We start from the raw sequence: 15,631 nt of genomic DNA, 5'->3' as shown, positions 1-15,631 counted from the left end.
GCAAAGCCGCACGACAATCCCGTCATTTGCCGTTTTTTTCACATCCTGTCCGGATAATTCCTCTCATTCTGGCGTCTGAGCCGGCCTCTTTGTGCTATTACCCATAGCCTGAATTTTCGGAACGCGTCCCTGATGTCAGCTCAAACTCAGCTCAAAACTTCCCGTCGCTCACGTTTTGCCCTGCGCTGGTATGTCTGGCTATTGCTGGTGCTCGCCGCCGTTTATGGCCTGGCGCACATCATGCATTGGGACGACCGTGGCCTGCTGTGGCTGCGCGAACGTTTTGAGAGCCAGGCCGAGCAGAAGGCAAGCATCTGGTTGCCGGATTATCGGGCGGTCATCGACGGCAAGCTGCTGCCGGGCATGGAAAAGGACGAGGCCTCGGACCTGTCCTACAACCCGCAGACCAAAACCCTGTTTTCGGTGATGGGCAAGAACCCGTTCCTGGTCGAACTGAGCTTGCAGGGTGATGTGCTGCGCAAGATGCCACTGGTGGGCTGGATCAATCCGGAAGGCGTGACCGTGATGGAAAATGGCCTGATGGCGATTGTCGACGAGCGCGAGCACCTGCTGACTATCGTCAAGGTCGATGCCAATACCCGCGAGCTGAATATCGCCGACTTCCCGAAATACGATCTCGGTCCGTCGAAAAACCAGAACAAGGCGTTCGAGGCAATCACCTGGGATCCGCGCAACCAGCAGTTGCTGCTGGGCGAAGAACGGCCGCCGGCGCTGTTCACCTGGAAAAGCGACGGCAGCCAGATCCTCAAGGGCGACAAGCAGAAGCTGGCCAATGATGAACTGGATATCCGCAACCTCTCGGCACTGGCCATCGACCCGCGTACCGGCCACACCCTGGTGCTGTCCGCCGATTCGCACCTGTTGCTGGAGCTGGACGAGAAGGGCGAGCAAGTCAGCTTCATGACCCTGCTCGGCGGCTTCAACGGATTGAAGAACACCATTCCCCGTGCCGAAGGCGTGACCATGGACGACGCCGGTACGCTGTACATGGTCAGTGAGCCGAACCTGTTCTATCGCTTTGAAAAGCAGAAGTAGCAGCCTGAACCTCTCCCTGTAGGAGCTGCCGCAGGCTGCGATCTTTTGATTTTGTTTTTCAAGATCAAAAGATCGCAGCCTTCGGCAGCTCCTACACGGTTCTGTTGTGGGCAAGGGCAAGTGGCCATTAAGCTTCAGTTCAGACAGGCGTGATATTTCATCCGCCTGTTTTGATCCCGAGCCTGCCCGAATGCGTCGACTTGCCCGTCCCAAACCCCTGATCGTCATCCTGTCGGTTGTTGCCCTGATCGCGTTGATTGCGATCGGCCAATACCTGCGCCTGTTCGAGCGCGCCTGGTTCAATCTGCATACCTTGTGGCAGCCGTTGAGCAGCGAGGCCATTGGTCTGGGTCAATACCGGGTCGAGGTCGAAGCTCGGGTCATCGAAGGGCTGAACGACGATGTTTCGGCGCTGACCTACGATCCGGTGCGCAAGAGCCTGTTCACCGTGACCAACAAGAATGCCGAACTGGTCGAGTTGTCGCTTGAAGGCAAGATCCTGCGGCGCATCGCGCTGATCGGTTTCGGCGATGCGGAAGCGGTGGAGTTCATCAGCGCCGACACCTATGTGATCACCGACGAGCGTCAGCAACGGCTGATCAAGGTCCATCTGGAGCAGGGCACGACCTTCCTCGATGCGGCGGACGCCGAACAAATGACCCTCGGCGTACACATGAGTGGCAACAAGGGCTTCGAAGGCCTGGCGTATGACTCGGTGGGCAAGCGCCTGTTCGTCGCCAAGGAGCGCGATCCGATGCTGATTTATGAAGTGCACGGATTTCCGCACTTCAATCCGGAAAAGTCCTACGCGGTGCACGTGATCAACAACCCCAAGCGCGATGCCGGGATGTTCGTGCGCGATCTGTCGAGCCTGCAATACGACGAGCGCAGCGGCCATTTGCTGGCGCTGTCCGACGAGTCGGGGCTGATTCTGGAGCTGGATGTGGACGGGCGGCCGTTGAGCACACTGTCACTGAACAAGGGACGGCAGGGTTTACAGAAGAGCGTACCGCAGGCCGAAGGCATTGCGATGGATGACGATGGGACGTTGTATCTGGTGAGTGAACCGAACTTGTTTTACGTCTTCAAGAAACCTGCGCAAAACTGACTGACACCCCAAAAAACCAAATGTGGGAGCGGGCTTGCTCGCGAATGCGGTGTATCAGACAAATTAATGTATCTGACACACCGCATTCGCGAGCAAGCCCGCTCCCACAGGGGGTGATGCAATTACCCTAAGAATGGGGCGGCCGGGCTTACTCAGCCTTCAGCGTCTTCACCCCTTCGCTGGTGCCCAGCAACAGCAGATCCGCCGGCCGCGCCGCGAACAGACCGTTGGTGACCACGCCGACGATCGCGTTGATCTGCGCTTCCAGCTCCACCGGGTTGGTGATCTGCAGGTTGAACACGTCGAGGATGATGTTGCCGTTGTCGGTCAGCACACCTTCGCGGTACACCGGGTCGCCGCCCAGTTTCACCAGTTGACGGGCCACGTGGCTGCGGGCCATCGGGATCACTTCGACCGGCAGCGGGAATTCGCCCAGCACCGGCACCAGTTTGCTGGCGTCGGCGATGCAGATGAAGGTCTTGGCCACGGCCGCGACGATCTTCTCGCGGGTCAGGGCGGCGCCGCCGCCCTTGATCAGGTTCAGGTGCGCGTCGCTCTCATCGGCGCCGTCAACGTAGAACTCCAGGTCGCTCACGGTGTTCAGCTCATACACCGGAATTCCGTGGCCCTTGAGGCGCGCCGCAGTGGCTTCGGAGCTGGCGACCGCGCCATCGAACGCGCCCTTGTGCTGGGCCAGTGCGTCGATGAAGCAGTTGGCGGTGGAGCCGGTGCCGACCCCGACGATGCTCTTGTCGTCGAGTTTCGGAAGGATGAAGTCGACGGCGGCCTGAGCCACTGCCTGTTTGAGTTGATCCTGGGTCATGCGGGCTCCGGAAGCGGGCAAGGTGAGTGCGGAAAGGCCGGCATTATAGGCCTCGCGGTGGTGAAGGGGGAAACACCCCTGTGGCGAGGGAGCTTGCTCCCGCTGGAGCGCGAAGCGGTCCTTTGCATTCTTTCAGACAAATCGAATGTTCTGATTTACGACTGCTGCGCAGCCGAGCGGGAGCAAGCTCCCTCGCCACAATAGTTCTCCACACCCTAAAACCCCCTGTTCAGTGTGGTCGCCCGGGCAAAAGCCGGGTTAGACTCCTTGGCCCTGCCCAACCGCTCAGTGATGCTTTCCGATGCTCGAACAGTACGTCAAAAAGATCCTCACCTCGCGCGTTTATGACGTTGCCGTAGAAACCCCGCTGCAGAACGCTCGCCAGCTCTCCGAGCGGCTGGGCAATGACATCTGGCTCAAGCGCGAAGACTTGCAGCCGGTGTTCTCGTTCAAGATTCGCGGCGCGTACAACAAGTTGACCCAGCTGTCTGACGAAGAGCGCGCCCGTGGCGTGGTCACCGCGTCGGCGGGCAACCATGCGCAGGGTCTGGCGCTGGCGGCGAAAGTGCTGGGCGTGAAAGCGACCATCGTGATGCCCAAGACGACCCCGGAGATCAAGGTCGAAGGCGTGCGTTCGCGCGGCGGCAAAGTGGTGCTGCACGGCGATTCCTTCCCGGAAGCCCTGGCCTACTCGCTGAAACTGGTCGATGAAAAGGGCTACGTTTACATTCACCCGTACGATGATCCGCACACCATTGCCGGGCAGGGCACCGTGGCGATGGAAATTTTGCGCCAGCACCCGCAACCGCTGGACGCGATTTTCGTGCCGGTCGGCGGCGGCGGGCTGATCGCTGGCATCGCGGCGTACGTGAAATACCTGCGTCCGGACATCAAGGTCATCGGCGTCGAGCCGGACGACTCCAACTGCCTGCAAGCGGCCATGGCCGCCGGCGAGCGCGTGGTGCTGCCGACCGTGGGCATCTTCGCCGACGGCGTGGCGGTGGCGCAGATCGGCCAGCACACCTTCGACATCTGCAAGGATTACGTCGACGAAGTGATCACCGTCAGCACCGACGAGATCTGCGCGGCGATCAAGGATATCTACGACGATACCCGCTCGATCACCGAACCTGCCGGCGCCTTGGGTGTGGCCGGGATCAAGAAGTACGTCGAGTTGCGCGGCGTTAGCGGCCAGACCTTAGTCGCCATCGACTCCGGGGCCAACGTCAACTTCGACCGTTTGCGCCATGTTGCCGAACGCGCCGAGCTGGGCGAGGGCCGCGAAGCGATCATCGCCGTGACCATCCCGGAACAGGCCGGCAGCTTCAAGGCCTTCTGCGAAGCCATCGGCAAGCGCCAGATCACCGAATTCAACTACCGCTACAACACCGGCAGCGAAGCGCACATCTTCGTTGGCGTGCAGACTCACCCGGAAAACGACCCGCGCAGTGCACTTCTGGCGAGCCTGACCGGGCAGGGGTTCCCGGTGCTCGATCTGACCGACAATGAGCTGGCCAAGTTGCACATTCGCCACATGGTCGGCGGCCACGCGGCGCACGTCATCGACGAAGTGGTGTTTCGCTTCGAATTCCCGGAGCGCCCTGGCGCGCTGTTCAACTTCCTCAACAAACTCGGCGGGCGCTGGAACATCTCGATGTTCCACTACCGTAACCACGGCGCGGCGGACGGCCGGGTGGTCGCGGGCCTGCAAGTACCGCATGACGAGCGTCATCTGGTGCCGGCGGCGCTTGAGGAAATCGGCTACCCGTATTGGGATGAAAGTGAAAACCCGGCCTATCAGCTGTTTCTTGGCTGAGCGGCTACGCTGATGGGCAGGCCATAAGGAAATCGAACAATGGAAACGTTAACTGCCCTGAAAACCGCGCACATGGTCGCCACCGTGGTGTTGCTGGCCAGTGCGCTGGGTCTGGGAATCTGGGTTTTTCTGGCGCGGCGCAAAGGTGATGCCACGGCGGGCAGCCGCACCTTGCAACGGCCACGGGTGTTCATCTGGTTGTTGATGGGCCTGGCGCTGTTGAGCATGCCGTTCACTGGCTGGGGCATGGTGCATCTGGTCGGCTGGCCGCTGGGACAAACCTGGTTGTTGGCCTCCAGCGTGCTGTACACCGTGGCGGCACTGGCGTGGTTCTGGTTGCTGGTGCGGTTGAATCGGTTGCGCAAGGCACCGGGTGGCGTTGGCAAGTTCACCTTTGCCTTGGCGTTGTTCAGTTTCGTCTGCTTTATCGCCATTGCCGGGTTGATGGGCGCCAAGCCTGTTTAAGGCTTCACACCGCGTTGCCCCATTCGCGAGCAGGCTCGCTCCCACAGGGATTTGTGAACGACACAGATAAAATGTGGGAGTGAGCCTGCTCGCGATAGCGATATCAGTCGCGCAACGAAATCACCGGCCAGCCACGCTTCTCGGCTTCAGCGCGCAGATTCGGATCCGGATCTACAGCAACGGGGTTCGCCACCTGCTCCAGCAGCGGCAAATCATTCATCGAATCGCTATAGAAATAGCTGTCATCCAGCGAATACCCGGTTTCTTCGAGCCATCGATTCAGGCGTGTCACCTTGCCCTCACGGAAGCACGGAATGTCGGTGCTGCGCCCGGTGTAGCGGCCATCGACCATCTCGCACTCGGTGGCAATCAGGGTTTCAACGCCCAGGCGCACGGCAATCGGGGCGGTGACGAAGCGGTTGGTGGCGGTGATGATCACCAGTTTGTCACCGGCGTCGCGGTGCTGTTTCAGCAGTTCCAGCGCCTTGGGCAGCACGATCGGCTCGATGCAGTCGCGCATGTAGTCGTTGTGCCACTGTTCGAGCACGGCCATTTCGGTGCGGCCGAGGATTTCCAGGCAGAAGTTCAGGTACGCGGCGTTATCCAGCTTGCCGGCCAGGTAATCCTGATAGAACTCGTCGTTGCGCGTCTTGTACGCCACCGGGTCGAGGAAGCCGCGTTCGCACAGATAGTCGCCCCAGGCGTGATCGCTGTCGCCGCCCAGAAGGGTGTTGTCCAAATCGAATAGAGCCAGGCGCATTGCAGTTACCCGCTGAAAAGTCAGTAAAAAGGCGACAAGAATACGGTCTTTTCACAAGAGTGCACATAAGGTAGGAACCTTCGTTGCCGCCTTATCAAGCTTTGTGGAACAATGCGGCGACATGCGTTTGCGAGGTTGTTGCCGTGATCGACCCCGATGGTTTCCGCCCCAATGTCGGGATCATTCTGACGAATGACGCCGGCCAGGTGCTATGGGCTCGCCGTATCAATCAAGATGCCTGGCAGTTTCCACAAGGGGGAATCAACCCCGAGGAGACGCCGGAGGACGCCTTGTACCGCGAGCTGAACGAAGAAGTTGGCCTGGAACGTGAAGATGTTGAAATACTGGCCTGTACTCGTGGCTGGTTGCGCTATCGTTTGCCGCAACGTCTGGTGCGTACCCACAGCCAACCGCTGTGCATCGGCCAGAAACAGAAATGGTTTCTCCTGCGCCTGATCTCCAACGAGCAGCGGGTGCGGATGGATTTGACCGGTAAACCGGAGTTCGATGGCTGGCGCTGGGTCAGTTATTGGTATCCGTTGGGCCAGGTGGTGACATTCAAGCGCGAGGTGTATCGACGCGCCCTCAAAGAGCTTGCCCCGCGCCTTTTAGCGCGCGACTGACGACGGAGTTCGACCCCGAGCCATGCTCAATACGCTGCGCAAGATCGTCCAGGAAGTTAACTCCGCCAAGGATCTCAAGGCGGCGTTGGGGATTATTGTGTTGCGCGTCAAAGAGGCCATGGGCAGCCAGGTCTGCTCGGTCTACCTGCTTGATCCCGAGACCAACCGCTTCGTCCTGATGGCCACCGAGGGCTTGAACAAGCGCTCGATCGGCAAAGTCAGCATGGCACCCAACGAAGGTCTGGTGGGTCTGGTCGGCACGCGTGAAGAACCCCTGAACCTCGAAAACGCCGCGGATCACCCGCGCTACCGCTACTTCGCCGAGACCGGCGAGGAGCGCTACGCCTCGTTCCTCGGGGCGCCGATCATTCACCACCGCCGCGTCGTCGGCGTGTTGGTCATCCAGCAGAAAGAACGCCGCCAGTTCGACGAAGGTGAGGAAGCCTTCCTCGTGACCATGAGCGCGCAGCTCGCCGGCGTTATCGCCCACGCCGAGGCCACCGGCTCGATCCGCGGTCTGGGCCGTCAGGGCAAGGGCATTCAGGAAGCCAAGTTCGTCGGCGTACCGGGTTCGCCGGGTGCTGCCGTCGGTACCGCGGTGGTCATGCTGCCGCCGGCGGATCTGGACGTGGTGCCGGACAAGCACATCACCGACATCGACGCTGAGCTGGCGCTGTTCAAGACCGCCATCGAAGGCGTGCGCGCCGACATGCGCGCGTTGTCCGCCAAGCTCGCGACCCAGCTGCGCCCGGAAGAACGCGCGCTGTTCGACGTTTACCTGATGATGCTCGACGATGCCTCGCTGGGCAGCGAAGTCACCACCGTGATCAAGACCGGCCAATGGGCCCAGGGCGCACTGCGTCAGGTGGTCACCGATCACGTCAACCGTTTCGAACTGATGGACGACGCCTACCTGCGCGAGCGCGCGTCGGACGTCAAAGACCTCGGTCGGCGCCTGCTGGCGTATCTGCAGGAAGAGCGTCAGCAGAACCTGGTCTACCCGGAAAAAACCATTCTGGTCAGCGAAGAGCTGACGCCGGCCATGCTCGGCGAGGTGCCGGAAGGCACGCTGGTCGGTCTGGTGTCGGTCCTTGGTTCGGGTAACTCCCACGTCGCGATCCTGGCCCGGGCCATGGGCATTCCGACGGTGATGGGCCTGGTCGACCTGCCGTACGCCAAGGTCGACGGCATCGAGGTGATCGTCGATGGCACCCGCGGCGAGGTCTACACCAACCCCAGCGACGTCCTGCGCAAGCAGTTCGCCGAGGTGGTCGAAGAAGAGAAACAACTGGCGCTGGGCCTCGACACCCTGCGTGATCTGCCGTGCGTGACCCTCGATGGCCACCGCATGCCGCTGTGGGTCAACACTGGCCTGCTGGCCGATGTGGCGCGGGCACAAAAGCGTGGCGCCGAAGGTGTCGGCCTGTACCGCACCGAAGTGCCGTTCATGATCAATCAGCGCTTCCCGAGCGAAAAGGAACAGCTGGCGATCTACCGCGAACAGCTCGCCGCGTTCCACCCGCAACCGGTGACCATGCGCAGCCTGGACATCGGCGGTGACAAGTCGCTGTCGTACTTCCCGATCAAGGAAGACAACCCGTTCCTCGGCTGGCGCGGGATTCGCGTGACCCTCGACCACCCGGAAATCTTCCTGGTGCAGACCCGCGCGATGCTCAAGGCCAGCGAAGGCCTGAACAATCTGCGGATCCTGCTGCCGATGATCTCCGGCACCCACGAACTCGAAGAAGCCCTGCACCTGATCCACCGGGCCTGGGGCGAAGTGCGCGACGAAGGCACCGACGTGCCGATGCCGCCGATCGGGGTGATGATCGAAATTCCGGCCGCGGTGTACCAGACCAAGGAACTGGCGCGGCAGGTGGACTTCCTGTCGGTCGGCTCCAACGACCTGACCCAGTACCTGTTGGCGGTCGACCGCAACAACCCGCGGGTGGCCGATCTCTACGACTACCTGCACCCGGCAGTGCTGCAAGCCCTGCAAACCGTGGTGCGCGACGCGCATGCCGAAGGCAAACCGGTGAGTATCTGCGGCGAAATGGCCGGTGATCCGGCGGCGGCGGTGCTGTTGATGGCGATGGGCTTCGACAGCCTGTCGATGAACGCCACCAACCTGCCGAAAGTGAAGTGGATGCTGCGTCAGATCAACCTGAGCAAGGCCAAGGATCTGCTGGCCGAGCTGATGACCATCGACAACCCGCAAGTGATCCACAGCTCGCTGCAACTGGCGCTGAAGAATCTCGGGTTGTCGAAGATGAATCCGCCGGCGGTCAACAAGGCCCTTTAAAAGGCTAATGGCCCTGTGGCGAGGGAGCTTGCTCCCGCTGGAGTGCGGAGCGCTCCCAATTCGGTCAATGAGATTCTTCTGAGAGATCGCATTTGCTGTGTTGCGGCTGCTTCGCACCCGAGCGGGAGCAAGCTCCCTCGCCACAATGGTTGCACGTTTTCAGGTATTGATTTCAACCTCGCCCAAATGCCCGCCATACGGCCCGAAACTGCGCTCGACCATTCGCCGCGTGCCGTCCGCCTGCACAATCAACGCCGTACTCGCCCGTGTGCCATAACTCTGGCTGGCAATGAACACACTCGACAGCAGCGATTCGGTGGCCAGCCCGACCCCGGTATCCGGCAGTTCGGCAAACGGCGCGGTCTGCGCATCGCCCAGCAGCTCCAGTAACCGCGCAGGCTGTGGATCATCCAGCACCGCACTCAGTGCAGCCTTGGCCTTGAGCAGTTTCGGCCACGGCGTATCCAGCCCGGCATTCGATAGCCCGTAGATCCCCGGCTCGAGCATCACCGGCTCGGACGTCCGCGCATTGAAGTGCCACAGCTCATGGGCATTGCCCAGCAGCAGGTTGAACCCGGCGTATTCCGGCGCGCGAGCGACCACATCGCGCAAATAATCATCAATCGACGCATCGCCCGTGAGAAACCGCGCCACCAGCTCCCCCCGCGACTTGCGCGCCGGTGGCTGGTGCGGATCGCGGATATTGGTCAGCGCGGCAAAGCGCCCATTGGCGCCGATTCCCAGCCAGGTGCCGCCAGCCTCAAGATCGCGCCCCGCGTGCACGTGCGGCGCGTCGGCCCATGGCGCCAGCGGCAGGCTCGGGCGGGCGTAGAACTCGTCACGGTTGGCCGCGACGATCAGCGGCCGGGCATGGCCCGGGCGCCAGGCGAAAACAATCAGGCACATAAGGTGGTCCTTGTGTGTTTTTTGCTCACTCTACGCAGTCAGCGTCCGTGCATCCATCGCCAGTTCCGCCAGAGGGTGTGCATCCGTTACCATGCCGCTCCGGTTTTGGGGATGCGTCTGGGAGACGGCCGTGGAATTTCTGCTCTATCTGGCGCTGGGCGCCTGTGCAGGCGTGCTGGCCGGGCTGTTCGGGGTGGGCGGCGGGATCATTATTGTCCCGGTGCTGGTGTTCAGTTTTACCTTGCAGGGTTTCGATCAGTCGATCCTTACACATCTGGCGGTTGGCACGTCGCTGGCGACGATCATCTTCACCTCGGTCAATGCCGTGCGCGAACACCACCGGCGTGGCGCCGTGCGCTGGCCGATTTTCAAGTGGATGGCGGTTGGCATACTGCTCGGCGCCGGTTTCGGTGCGCTGACGGCCGAGGCGATTTCCGGGCCGAACCTGCAAAAGATCATCGGCGTGTTTGCCTTGGTGATCTCGCTGCAGTTGGCGCTGGACATCAAACCCAAGGCCAGTCGAACCGTCCCCGGCAAACTCGGTCTGACCGTGGCCGGGAGCATAATCGGTTGGGCCTCGGCGATTTTTGGCGTCGGCGGCGGTTCGCTGACCGTGCCGTTTCTGACCTGGCGCAGCGTGCCGATGCAGCAAGCCGTGGCGACCTCGTCAGCCTGTGGCCTGCCGATCGCTCTGGTCAGTGCATTAAGTTTCATGATTCTGGGCTGGCACGATTCGTTGTTGCCGCCGCATAGTCTCGGTTTTGTTTATTTGCCGGCGCTGCTGGGCATTGCCCTGACCAGCATGGTCTTCGCCCGTCTCGGCGCGCGCCTGGCCCACAGATTGTCGCCGCGCTTGCTGAAACGGCTGTTCGCCGCTTTGCTGTTCTGCGTGGGCCTGAATTTCCTGCTCTGACCTGCTGGTTCAGAGCAGGCCGCAATCCTGGCTTAATCCTGAGGTGGCAGCGTCGCCCGGGAATTTTGGTTTCAACTCTAACGAGGAGTCGCAATGCTGCCTTACCCGCAGATCGACCCGGTGGCCCTGGCCATCGGTCCGCTGAAAATCCACTGGTACGGCCTGATGTACCTCGTCGGCATCGGCGGCGCATGGCTGCTGGCGTCGAGCCGGCTCAACCGTTTCGACCCGACCTGGACCAAGGAGAAGCTCTCCGATCTGGTGTTCTGGCTGTCGATGGGGGTGATTGTCGGTGGACGTCTGGGTTACGTGCTGTTCTATGACCTGAGCGCGTACATCGCCAACCCGACGCTGATTTTCGAAGTGTGGAAGGGCGGCATGTCGTTCCACGGCGGATTCATCGGCGTGATGCTCGCCGCGCTGTGGTTCGGCAAGCGTAACGGCAAGACCTTCTTCCAGCTGATGGACTTCGTTGCGCCGATGGTGCCGATCGGTCTGGGCGCCGGGCGCATCGGCAACTTCATCAATGCCGAGCTGTGGGGCAAGCCGACCGACGTGCCGTGGGCGATGATCTTCCCGCCGTTCAGCGATCCGGCGCAGCTGCCGCGTCACCCGTCGCAGCTGTATCAGTTCGCGCTCGAAGGCGTGGCGCTGTTCCTGATCCTGTGGCTGTTCTCGCGTAAACCGCGCCCGACCATGGCGGTATCCGGCATGTTCGCGCTTTTTTACGGCATTTTCCGTTTCATCGTCGAGTTCGTCCGCGTGCCGGACGCGCAACTGGGCTACCTGGCCTGGAACTGGCTGACCATGGGGCAAGTGCTGTGCGTACCGATGATTGTCGCCGGACTGTTCCTGATCTGGCTGGCCTATCGTCGCGCGCCGGCAGCACCGCTCGCGCCGACCGCTTAAACTACGAACCCCGGCGCGCGACGCCGGGGCTCAAAGGACACAGGTAACTCATGAAGCAATATCTCGAACTGGTCTCGCACGTCATTCAGAACGGCACCAAACAGGCCAACCGCACCGGCATCAACACCATCAGCTTCCCGGGTGCGATGCTGCGTTTCGATCTGCAGGAAGGCTTTCCGGCGATCACCACCCGCAAGATGGCCTTCAAATCGGCCATCGGCGAGATGTGCGGTTTTCTGCGTGGCGTGAACAACGCCGCTGAATTCCGTGCGCTGGGCTGCAAGGTCTGGGATCAGAACGCCAACGAAAATGCGCAGTGGCTGGCCAACCCGTTCCGTCAGGGCGAAGACGACCTCGGCGAAATCTACGGCGTGCAATGGCGCAAATGGCCGGCGTACAAGCAGATCCCGCTGAGCAACACCGCCGCCATCGAACAAACCCTGAGCAACGGCTACAAGCAGATCGCCCAGGGCGAAGAAGACGGCCAGGCTTACGTGGTGCTGTACAAAGCCATCGACCAGGTACGCCAGTGCGTCGACACGATCATCAAGGACCCGGGCAGTCGCCGCATCCTGTTCCACGGCTGGAACGTCGCCCAGCTCGATGAGATGGCCCTGCCGCCGTGCCATCTGCTGTACCAGTTCCACCCGAACGTCGAGACCAAGGAAATCTCCCTGACCCTGTACATCCGCTCCAACGACCTGGGTCTGGGCACGCCGTTCAACCTCACCGAAGGCGCTGCGCTGCTGAGCCTGATCGGGCGCCTGACCGGCTACACGCCGCGCTGGTTCACCTATTTCATCGGTGACGCCCACGTCTACGAAAACCACCTGGACATGCTCAACGAACAGCTCAAGCGCGAACCGTTCGCCATGCCGAAACTGAAGATCTCCGACCGCGTGCCGGAGTTCGCCAAGACCGGTGTGTATCAGCCGGAGTGGCTGGAGTTGGTAGAACCGAGCGATTTCTCGCTGGAAGGCTATGAGCACCACGCGCCAATGACCGCGCCGATGGCGGTCTGACAAGCAATACAAAAACCTGTGGGAGCGAGCTTGCTCGCGAAGGCGGAGTGTCAGTTGATAGAAATATTGACTGAACTACCGCTTTCGCGAGCAAGCTCGCTCCCACAGTGTTTTAGGGTGTTCTTAATGGCCGTGGCTACGGCCCACATGGGAGTGTTCGACTTCCGTCGCCACAACCCCGCCACTCACCTCCAGCCGCTGCAAAATCCCGCACTGATCCGCCCCTGGCCCTTCGCCACAGCGTTGGCGCAGGTCGAGCAGTTGTGTCTGCAACGCCAGCAAGCCATCAATTCGCGCCTTTACATGCTGGATATGCTCGTCGATCAGCGCATTGACGTTTTCGCACTGGCCCTGCGGGCTGTCGCGCAAGGTCAGCAGGCTGCGGATCTCTTCGAGGGTCATGTCGAGGGTGCGGCAGTTGCGGATGAAAGTCAGGCGTTCGGCGTGGGCCTGGGTGTAGACGCGGTAGTTACCGTCGCTGCGCGCCGGTTCCGGCAGCAGGTTTTCGCGCTCGTAATAGCGGATGGTTTCCACGGCGCAGTCGGTGAGTTTGGCCAGTTCTCCGATCTTCATGACGGCAATCTCCAAAAGGGTGCTTGACCCTATAGTGGCTACAGGGTCTTTACTTGGCAACAGGCACCTTTATGGACGCGACCAATGAGCGATTCCCAGCACAACCACAAATCCCACGCGGGACACGACCACAGCCACAAATTGCAGCCTGTGCATAAGCATGACCACGGTGGCGATTCCTGCTGCGCGTCGAAAGCCGCCGCGCCTGCGCGGGTGCAACTGAGCGAAAAGACCAGCGCTGACGCCCGACTGAGCAGTTTCCGCATCGAGGCGATGGACTGCCCGACCGAGCAGACGCTGATCCAGAACAAGCTCGGCAAACTGGCCGGTGTGCAGCAGCTGGAATTCAACCTGATCAACCGCGTGCTCGGCGTGACCCACAATCTGCCGGACACCGCGCCGATTACCGAGGCGATTACCTCGCTGGGCATGCACGCCGAACCGCTGGAGGCGGGCGTCGAAGCCCCGGCCCCGGCGCCGGTGAAAAAACACTGGTGGCCCCTGGCGCTGTCCGGCGTTGGTGCGCTGGCGGCTGAAGTGATCCACTTCACCAACGCCGCGCCGACCTGGGTGGTGGCGATCATTGCGCTGATCTCGATCCTCAGCGGCGGCCTGACCACCTATAAAAAGGGCTGGATCGCCCTGAAGAACCACAATCTCAACATCAACGCACTGATGAGCATCGCGGTGACCGGTGCGGTGCTGATCGGGCAGTGGCCGGAAGCGGCGATGGTGATGTTCCTGTTCACCGTGGCCGAGCTGATCGAAGCGCGCTCGCTGGATCGTGCGCGCAACGCCATCAGCGGTCTGATGCAGATGACCCCGGAACAGGCCACGGTGCAGCAAGCCGACGGCAACTGGGTCGAACAAGAGGTTAAAAGCGTCCAAATTGGCGCCCGCGTGCGGGTAAAACCCGGCGAGCGTATCGCGCTGGACGGTGAAGTGGTCAGCGGCAGTTCGACCATCGATCAAGCGCCGATCACCGGCGAAAGCCTGCCGGTGGAGAAAACCATCGGCGACAAAGTCTTCGCCGGCACCATCAACCAGGCCGGCTCGCTGGAGTACACGGTGACTGCGGCGGCGAACAACTCGACCCTGGCGCGGATCATCCACGCCGTTGAGCAGGCTCAAGGCGCACGGGCACCGACTCAGCGCTTTGTCGATCAGTTCTCGAAAATCTACACCCCGGTGGTGTTCGTGCTGGCGCTGGCCGTGGCGATCATTCCGCCGCTGTTCATGGGCGCAGTGTGGTTCGACTGGATCTACCGTGCGCTGGTGCTGCTGGTGGTGGCGTGTCCCTGTGCACTGGTGATTTCCACCCCGGTGACCATCGTCAGCGGCCTCGCGGCAGCGGCGCGCAAAGGCATTCTGGTCAAGGGTGGCGTGTATCTGGAGGGCGGTTTCAAGCTCGATTATCTGGCGCTGGACAAGACCGGCACGATCACCCACGGCAAACCGGTGCAGACCGATTACCTGTCGCTGGACCCGACCGCTGACGCCACAGCCCCGGCGATTGCCGCCGCGCTGGCCGGGCGTTCCGATCACCCGGTGTCGCTGGCCATCGCCAATGCGGCTGTGGATAAAAACCTCGCCGTGCTGACTGTGGATAACTTCGAAGCGCTGGCCGGGCGTGGTGTGAAGGGCCAGGTCAACGGCCAGACCTATCACTTGGGCAACCACCGTCTGGTTGAAGAGCTGGGCCTGTGCTCGCCGCAACTGGAAGAGAAGCTGTTTGCGCTGGAGAAACAGGGCAAGTCCGTGGTGTTGCTGCTCGACAGTTCCGGCCCGCTGGCACTGTTCGCCGTGGCCGACACGGTCAAGGAATCCAGCCGCGAAGCGATCCGCCAGTTGCACGCGCTGGGCGTGAAAACCCTGATGCTCACCGGTGACAACGTGCACACCGCGCAAGCCATTGCGGCGCAGGTCGGCATCGATCAGGCCAAGGGCGACTTGCTGCCGACCGACAAACTGCAAGCTATAGAAGAGCTTTACGGCAAAGGCCATCGGGTCGGCATGGTCGGCGACGGTATCAACGACGCGCCGGCACTGGCGCGGGCCGAAATCGGTTTCGCCATGGCGGCCGCCGGTACCGACACCGCGATTGAAACCGCCGATGTCGCCCTGATGGACGACGATCTGCGCAAGATCCCCGCGTTCATCAGCCTGTCGCGCGACACCGCGAGCATCTTGAAACAGAACATCGCGTTGGCACTGCTGATCAAGGCTATCTTTCTTGGGGTAACCTTCGCCGGACTCGCCACCATGTGGATGGCGGTGTTTGCCGACATGGGCGTGAGCCTGCTGGTGGTGTTCAACGGTTTGCGCCTGCTGCGCAAATAGACGATGAGGGATGGT

14 protein-coding genes are annotated in these 15,631 nt (G+C 61.5%); 10 read left to right on the top strand and 4 right to left on the bottom strand.

What is annotated here, in order from left to right; genetic code table 11:
- The first annotated feature begins 132 nt into the window (after nucleotides 1–132).
- Nucleotides 133–1,056 (top strand): SdiA-regulated domain-containing protein, encoded by a 924-nt coding sequence (locus ACVHNU_RS23445; RefSeq protein WP_473018391.1) that lies wholly within the window; start codon nucleotides 133–135, stop codon nucleotides 1,054–1,056.
- A 190-nt stretch (nucleotides 1,057–1,246) separates the two neighbouring features.
- Nucleotides 1,247–2,164 carry an SdiA-regulated domain-containing protein gene (locus tag ACVHNU_RS23440; protein ID WP_473018390.1) on the top strand — a complete coding sequence of 306 codons (918 nt, stop codon included), beginning with the start codon at nucleotides 1,247–1,249 and terminating at the stop codon, nucleotides 2,162–2,164.
- 148 nt (nucleotides 2,165–2,312) lie between these two features.
- Here ACVHNU_RS23440 and rpiA read toward each other — a convergent pair whose 3' ends face one another.
- Nucleotides 2,313–2,987 (bottom strand): ribose-5-phosphate isomerase RpiA, encoded by a 675-nt coding sequence (rpiA, locus tag ACVHNU_RS23435; RefSeq protein ID WP_007913886.1) that lies wholly within the window; start codon nucleotides 2,985–2,987, stop codon nucleotides 2,313–2,315.
- A 301-nt stretch (nucleotides 2,988–3,288) separates the two neighbouring features.
- On the opposite strand from rpiA, the gene ilvA reads away from it, so the two are divergent.
- Complete coding sequence (gene ilvA / locus ACVHNU_RS23430; protein ID WP_473018389.1) at nucleotides 3,289–4,803, top strand: threonine ammonia-lyase, biosynthetic; 1,515 nt, start codon at nucleotides 3,289–3,291, stop codon at nucleotides 4,801–4,803.
- Nucleotides 4,804–4,842: 39 nt separating this feature from the next.
- A complete protein-coding gene (locus ACVHNU_RS23425) occupies nucleotides 4,843–5,268 on the top strand; it encodes a DUF2269 domain-containing protein (RefSeq protein ID WP_226500881.1) in 426 nt (141 codons plus the stop codon).
- A 103-nt stretch (nucleotides 5,269–5,371) separates the two neighbouring features.
- On the opposite strand, the gene ACVHNU_RS23420 is transcribed toward ACVHNU_RS23425, so the two are convergent.
- Nucleotides 5,372–6,028, bottom strand: coding sequence for a histidinol-phosphatase (locus ACVHNU_RS23420; protein ID WP_103484318.1), 657 nt, complete (start codon nucleotides 6,026–6,028; stop codon nucleotides 5,372–5,374).
- 143 nt (nucleotides 6,029–6,171) lie between these two features.
- Here ACVHNU_RS23420 and ACVHNU_RS23415 point away from each other — a divergent pair, with 143 nt between their 5' ends.
- Together ACVHNU_RS23415 and ptsP are read left to right on the top strand one after the other, a co-directional pair.
- A complete protein-coding gene (locus ACVHNU_RS23415; RefSeq protein WP_003229203.1) occupies nucleotides 6,172–6,651 on the top strand; it encodes an RNA pyrophosphohydrolase in 480 nt (159 codons plus the stop codon).
- Nucleotides 6,652–6,673: 22 nt separating this feature from the next.
- Nucleotides 6,674–8,953 carry a phosphoenolpyruvate--protein phosphotransferase gene (gene ptsP, locus ACVHNU_RS23410; RefSeq protein WP_003229199.1) on the top strand — a complete coding sequence of 760 codons (2,280 nt, stop codon included), beginning with the start codon at nucleotides 6,674–6,676 and terminating at the stop codon, nucleotides 8,951–8,953.
- A gap of 159 nt (nucleotides 8,954–9,112) precedes the next feature.
- Here ptsP and ACVHNU_RS23405 read toward each other — a convergent pair whose 3' ends face one another.
- A complete protein-coding gene (locus ACVHNU_RS23405) occupies nucleotides 9,113–9,859 on the bottom strand; it encodes an NRDE family protein (RefSeq protein WP_473018388.1) in 747 nt (248 codons plus the stop codon).
- 130 nt (nucleotides 9,860–9,989) lie between these two features.
- Between ACVHNU_RS23405 and ACVHNU_RS23400 the strand changes: the two genes are divergently transcribed.
- The 3 genes from ACVHNU_RS23400 to ACVHNU_RS23390 all read left to right on the top strand — a co-directional run bounded on the left by ACVHNU_RS23400 (nucleotide 9,990) and on the right by ACVHNU_RS23390 (nucleotide 12,703).
- Nucleotides 9,990–10,772 carry a sulfite exporter TauE/SafE family protein gene (locus tag ACVHNU_RS23400; protein WP_103521532.1) on the top strand — a complete coding sequence of 261 codons (783 nt, stop codon included), beginning with the start codon at nucleotides 9,990–9,992 and terminating at the stop codon, nucleotides 10,770–10,772.
- 93 nt (nucleotides 10,773–10,865) lie between these two features.
- A complete protein-coding gene (gene lgt, locus ACVHNU_RS23395; protein WP_003229193.1) occupies nucleotides 10,866–11,681 on the top strand; it encodes a prolipoprotein diacylglyceryl transferase in 816 nt (271 codons plus the stop codon).
- A gap of 50 nt (nucleotides 11,682–11,731) precedes the next feature.
- Nucleotides 11,732–12,703 carry a thymidylate synthase gene (locus tag ACVHNU_RS23390; protein ID WP_047596629.1) on the top strand — a complete coding sequence of 324 codons (972 nt, stop codon included), beginning with the start codon at nucleotides 11,732–11,734 and terminating at the stop codon, nucleotides 12,701–12,703.
- A gap of 123 nt (nucleotides 12,704–12,826) precedes the next feature.
- On the opposite strand, the gene cadR is transcribed toward ACVHNU_RS23390, so the two are convergent.
- Nucleotides 12,827–13,276: a Cd(II)/Pb(II)-responsive transcriptional regulator gene (cadR, locus tag ACVHNU_RS23385; RefSeq protein WP_473018387.1), complete on the bottom strand. Its 450-nt coding sequence runs from the start codon at nucleotides 13,274–13,276 to the stop codon at nucleotides 12,827–12,829.
- Between the two features lie 84 nt (nucleotides 13,277–13,360).
- Between cadR and ACVHNU_RS23380 the strand changes: the two genes are divergently transcribed.
- On the top strand, nucleotides 13,361–15,616 hold the full coding sequence (locus tag ACVHNU_RS23380) for a heavy metal translocating P-type ATPase (protein ID WP_473018386.1): 2,256 nt from the start codon (nucleotides 13,361–13,363) through the stop codon (nucleotides 15,614–15,616).
- Nucleotides 15,617–15,631: the final 15 nt, after the last annotated feature.

The organism is Pseudomonas sp. Ors-4-3C (assembly GCF_055755035.1).
This window is presented reverse-complemented; position numbering and strand designations above follow the sequence as displayed.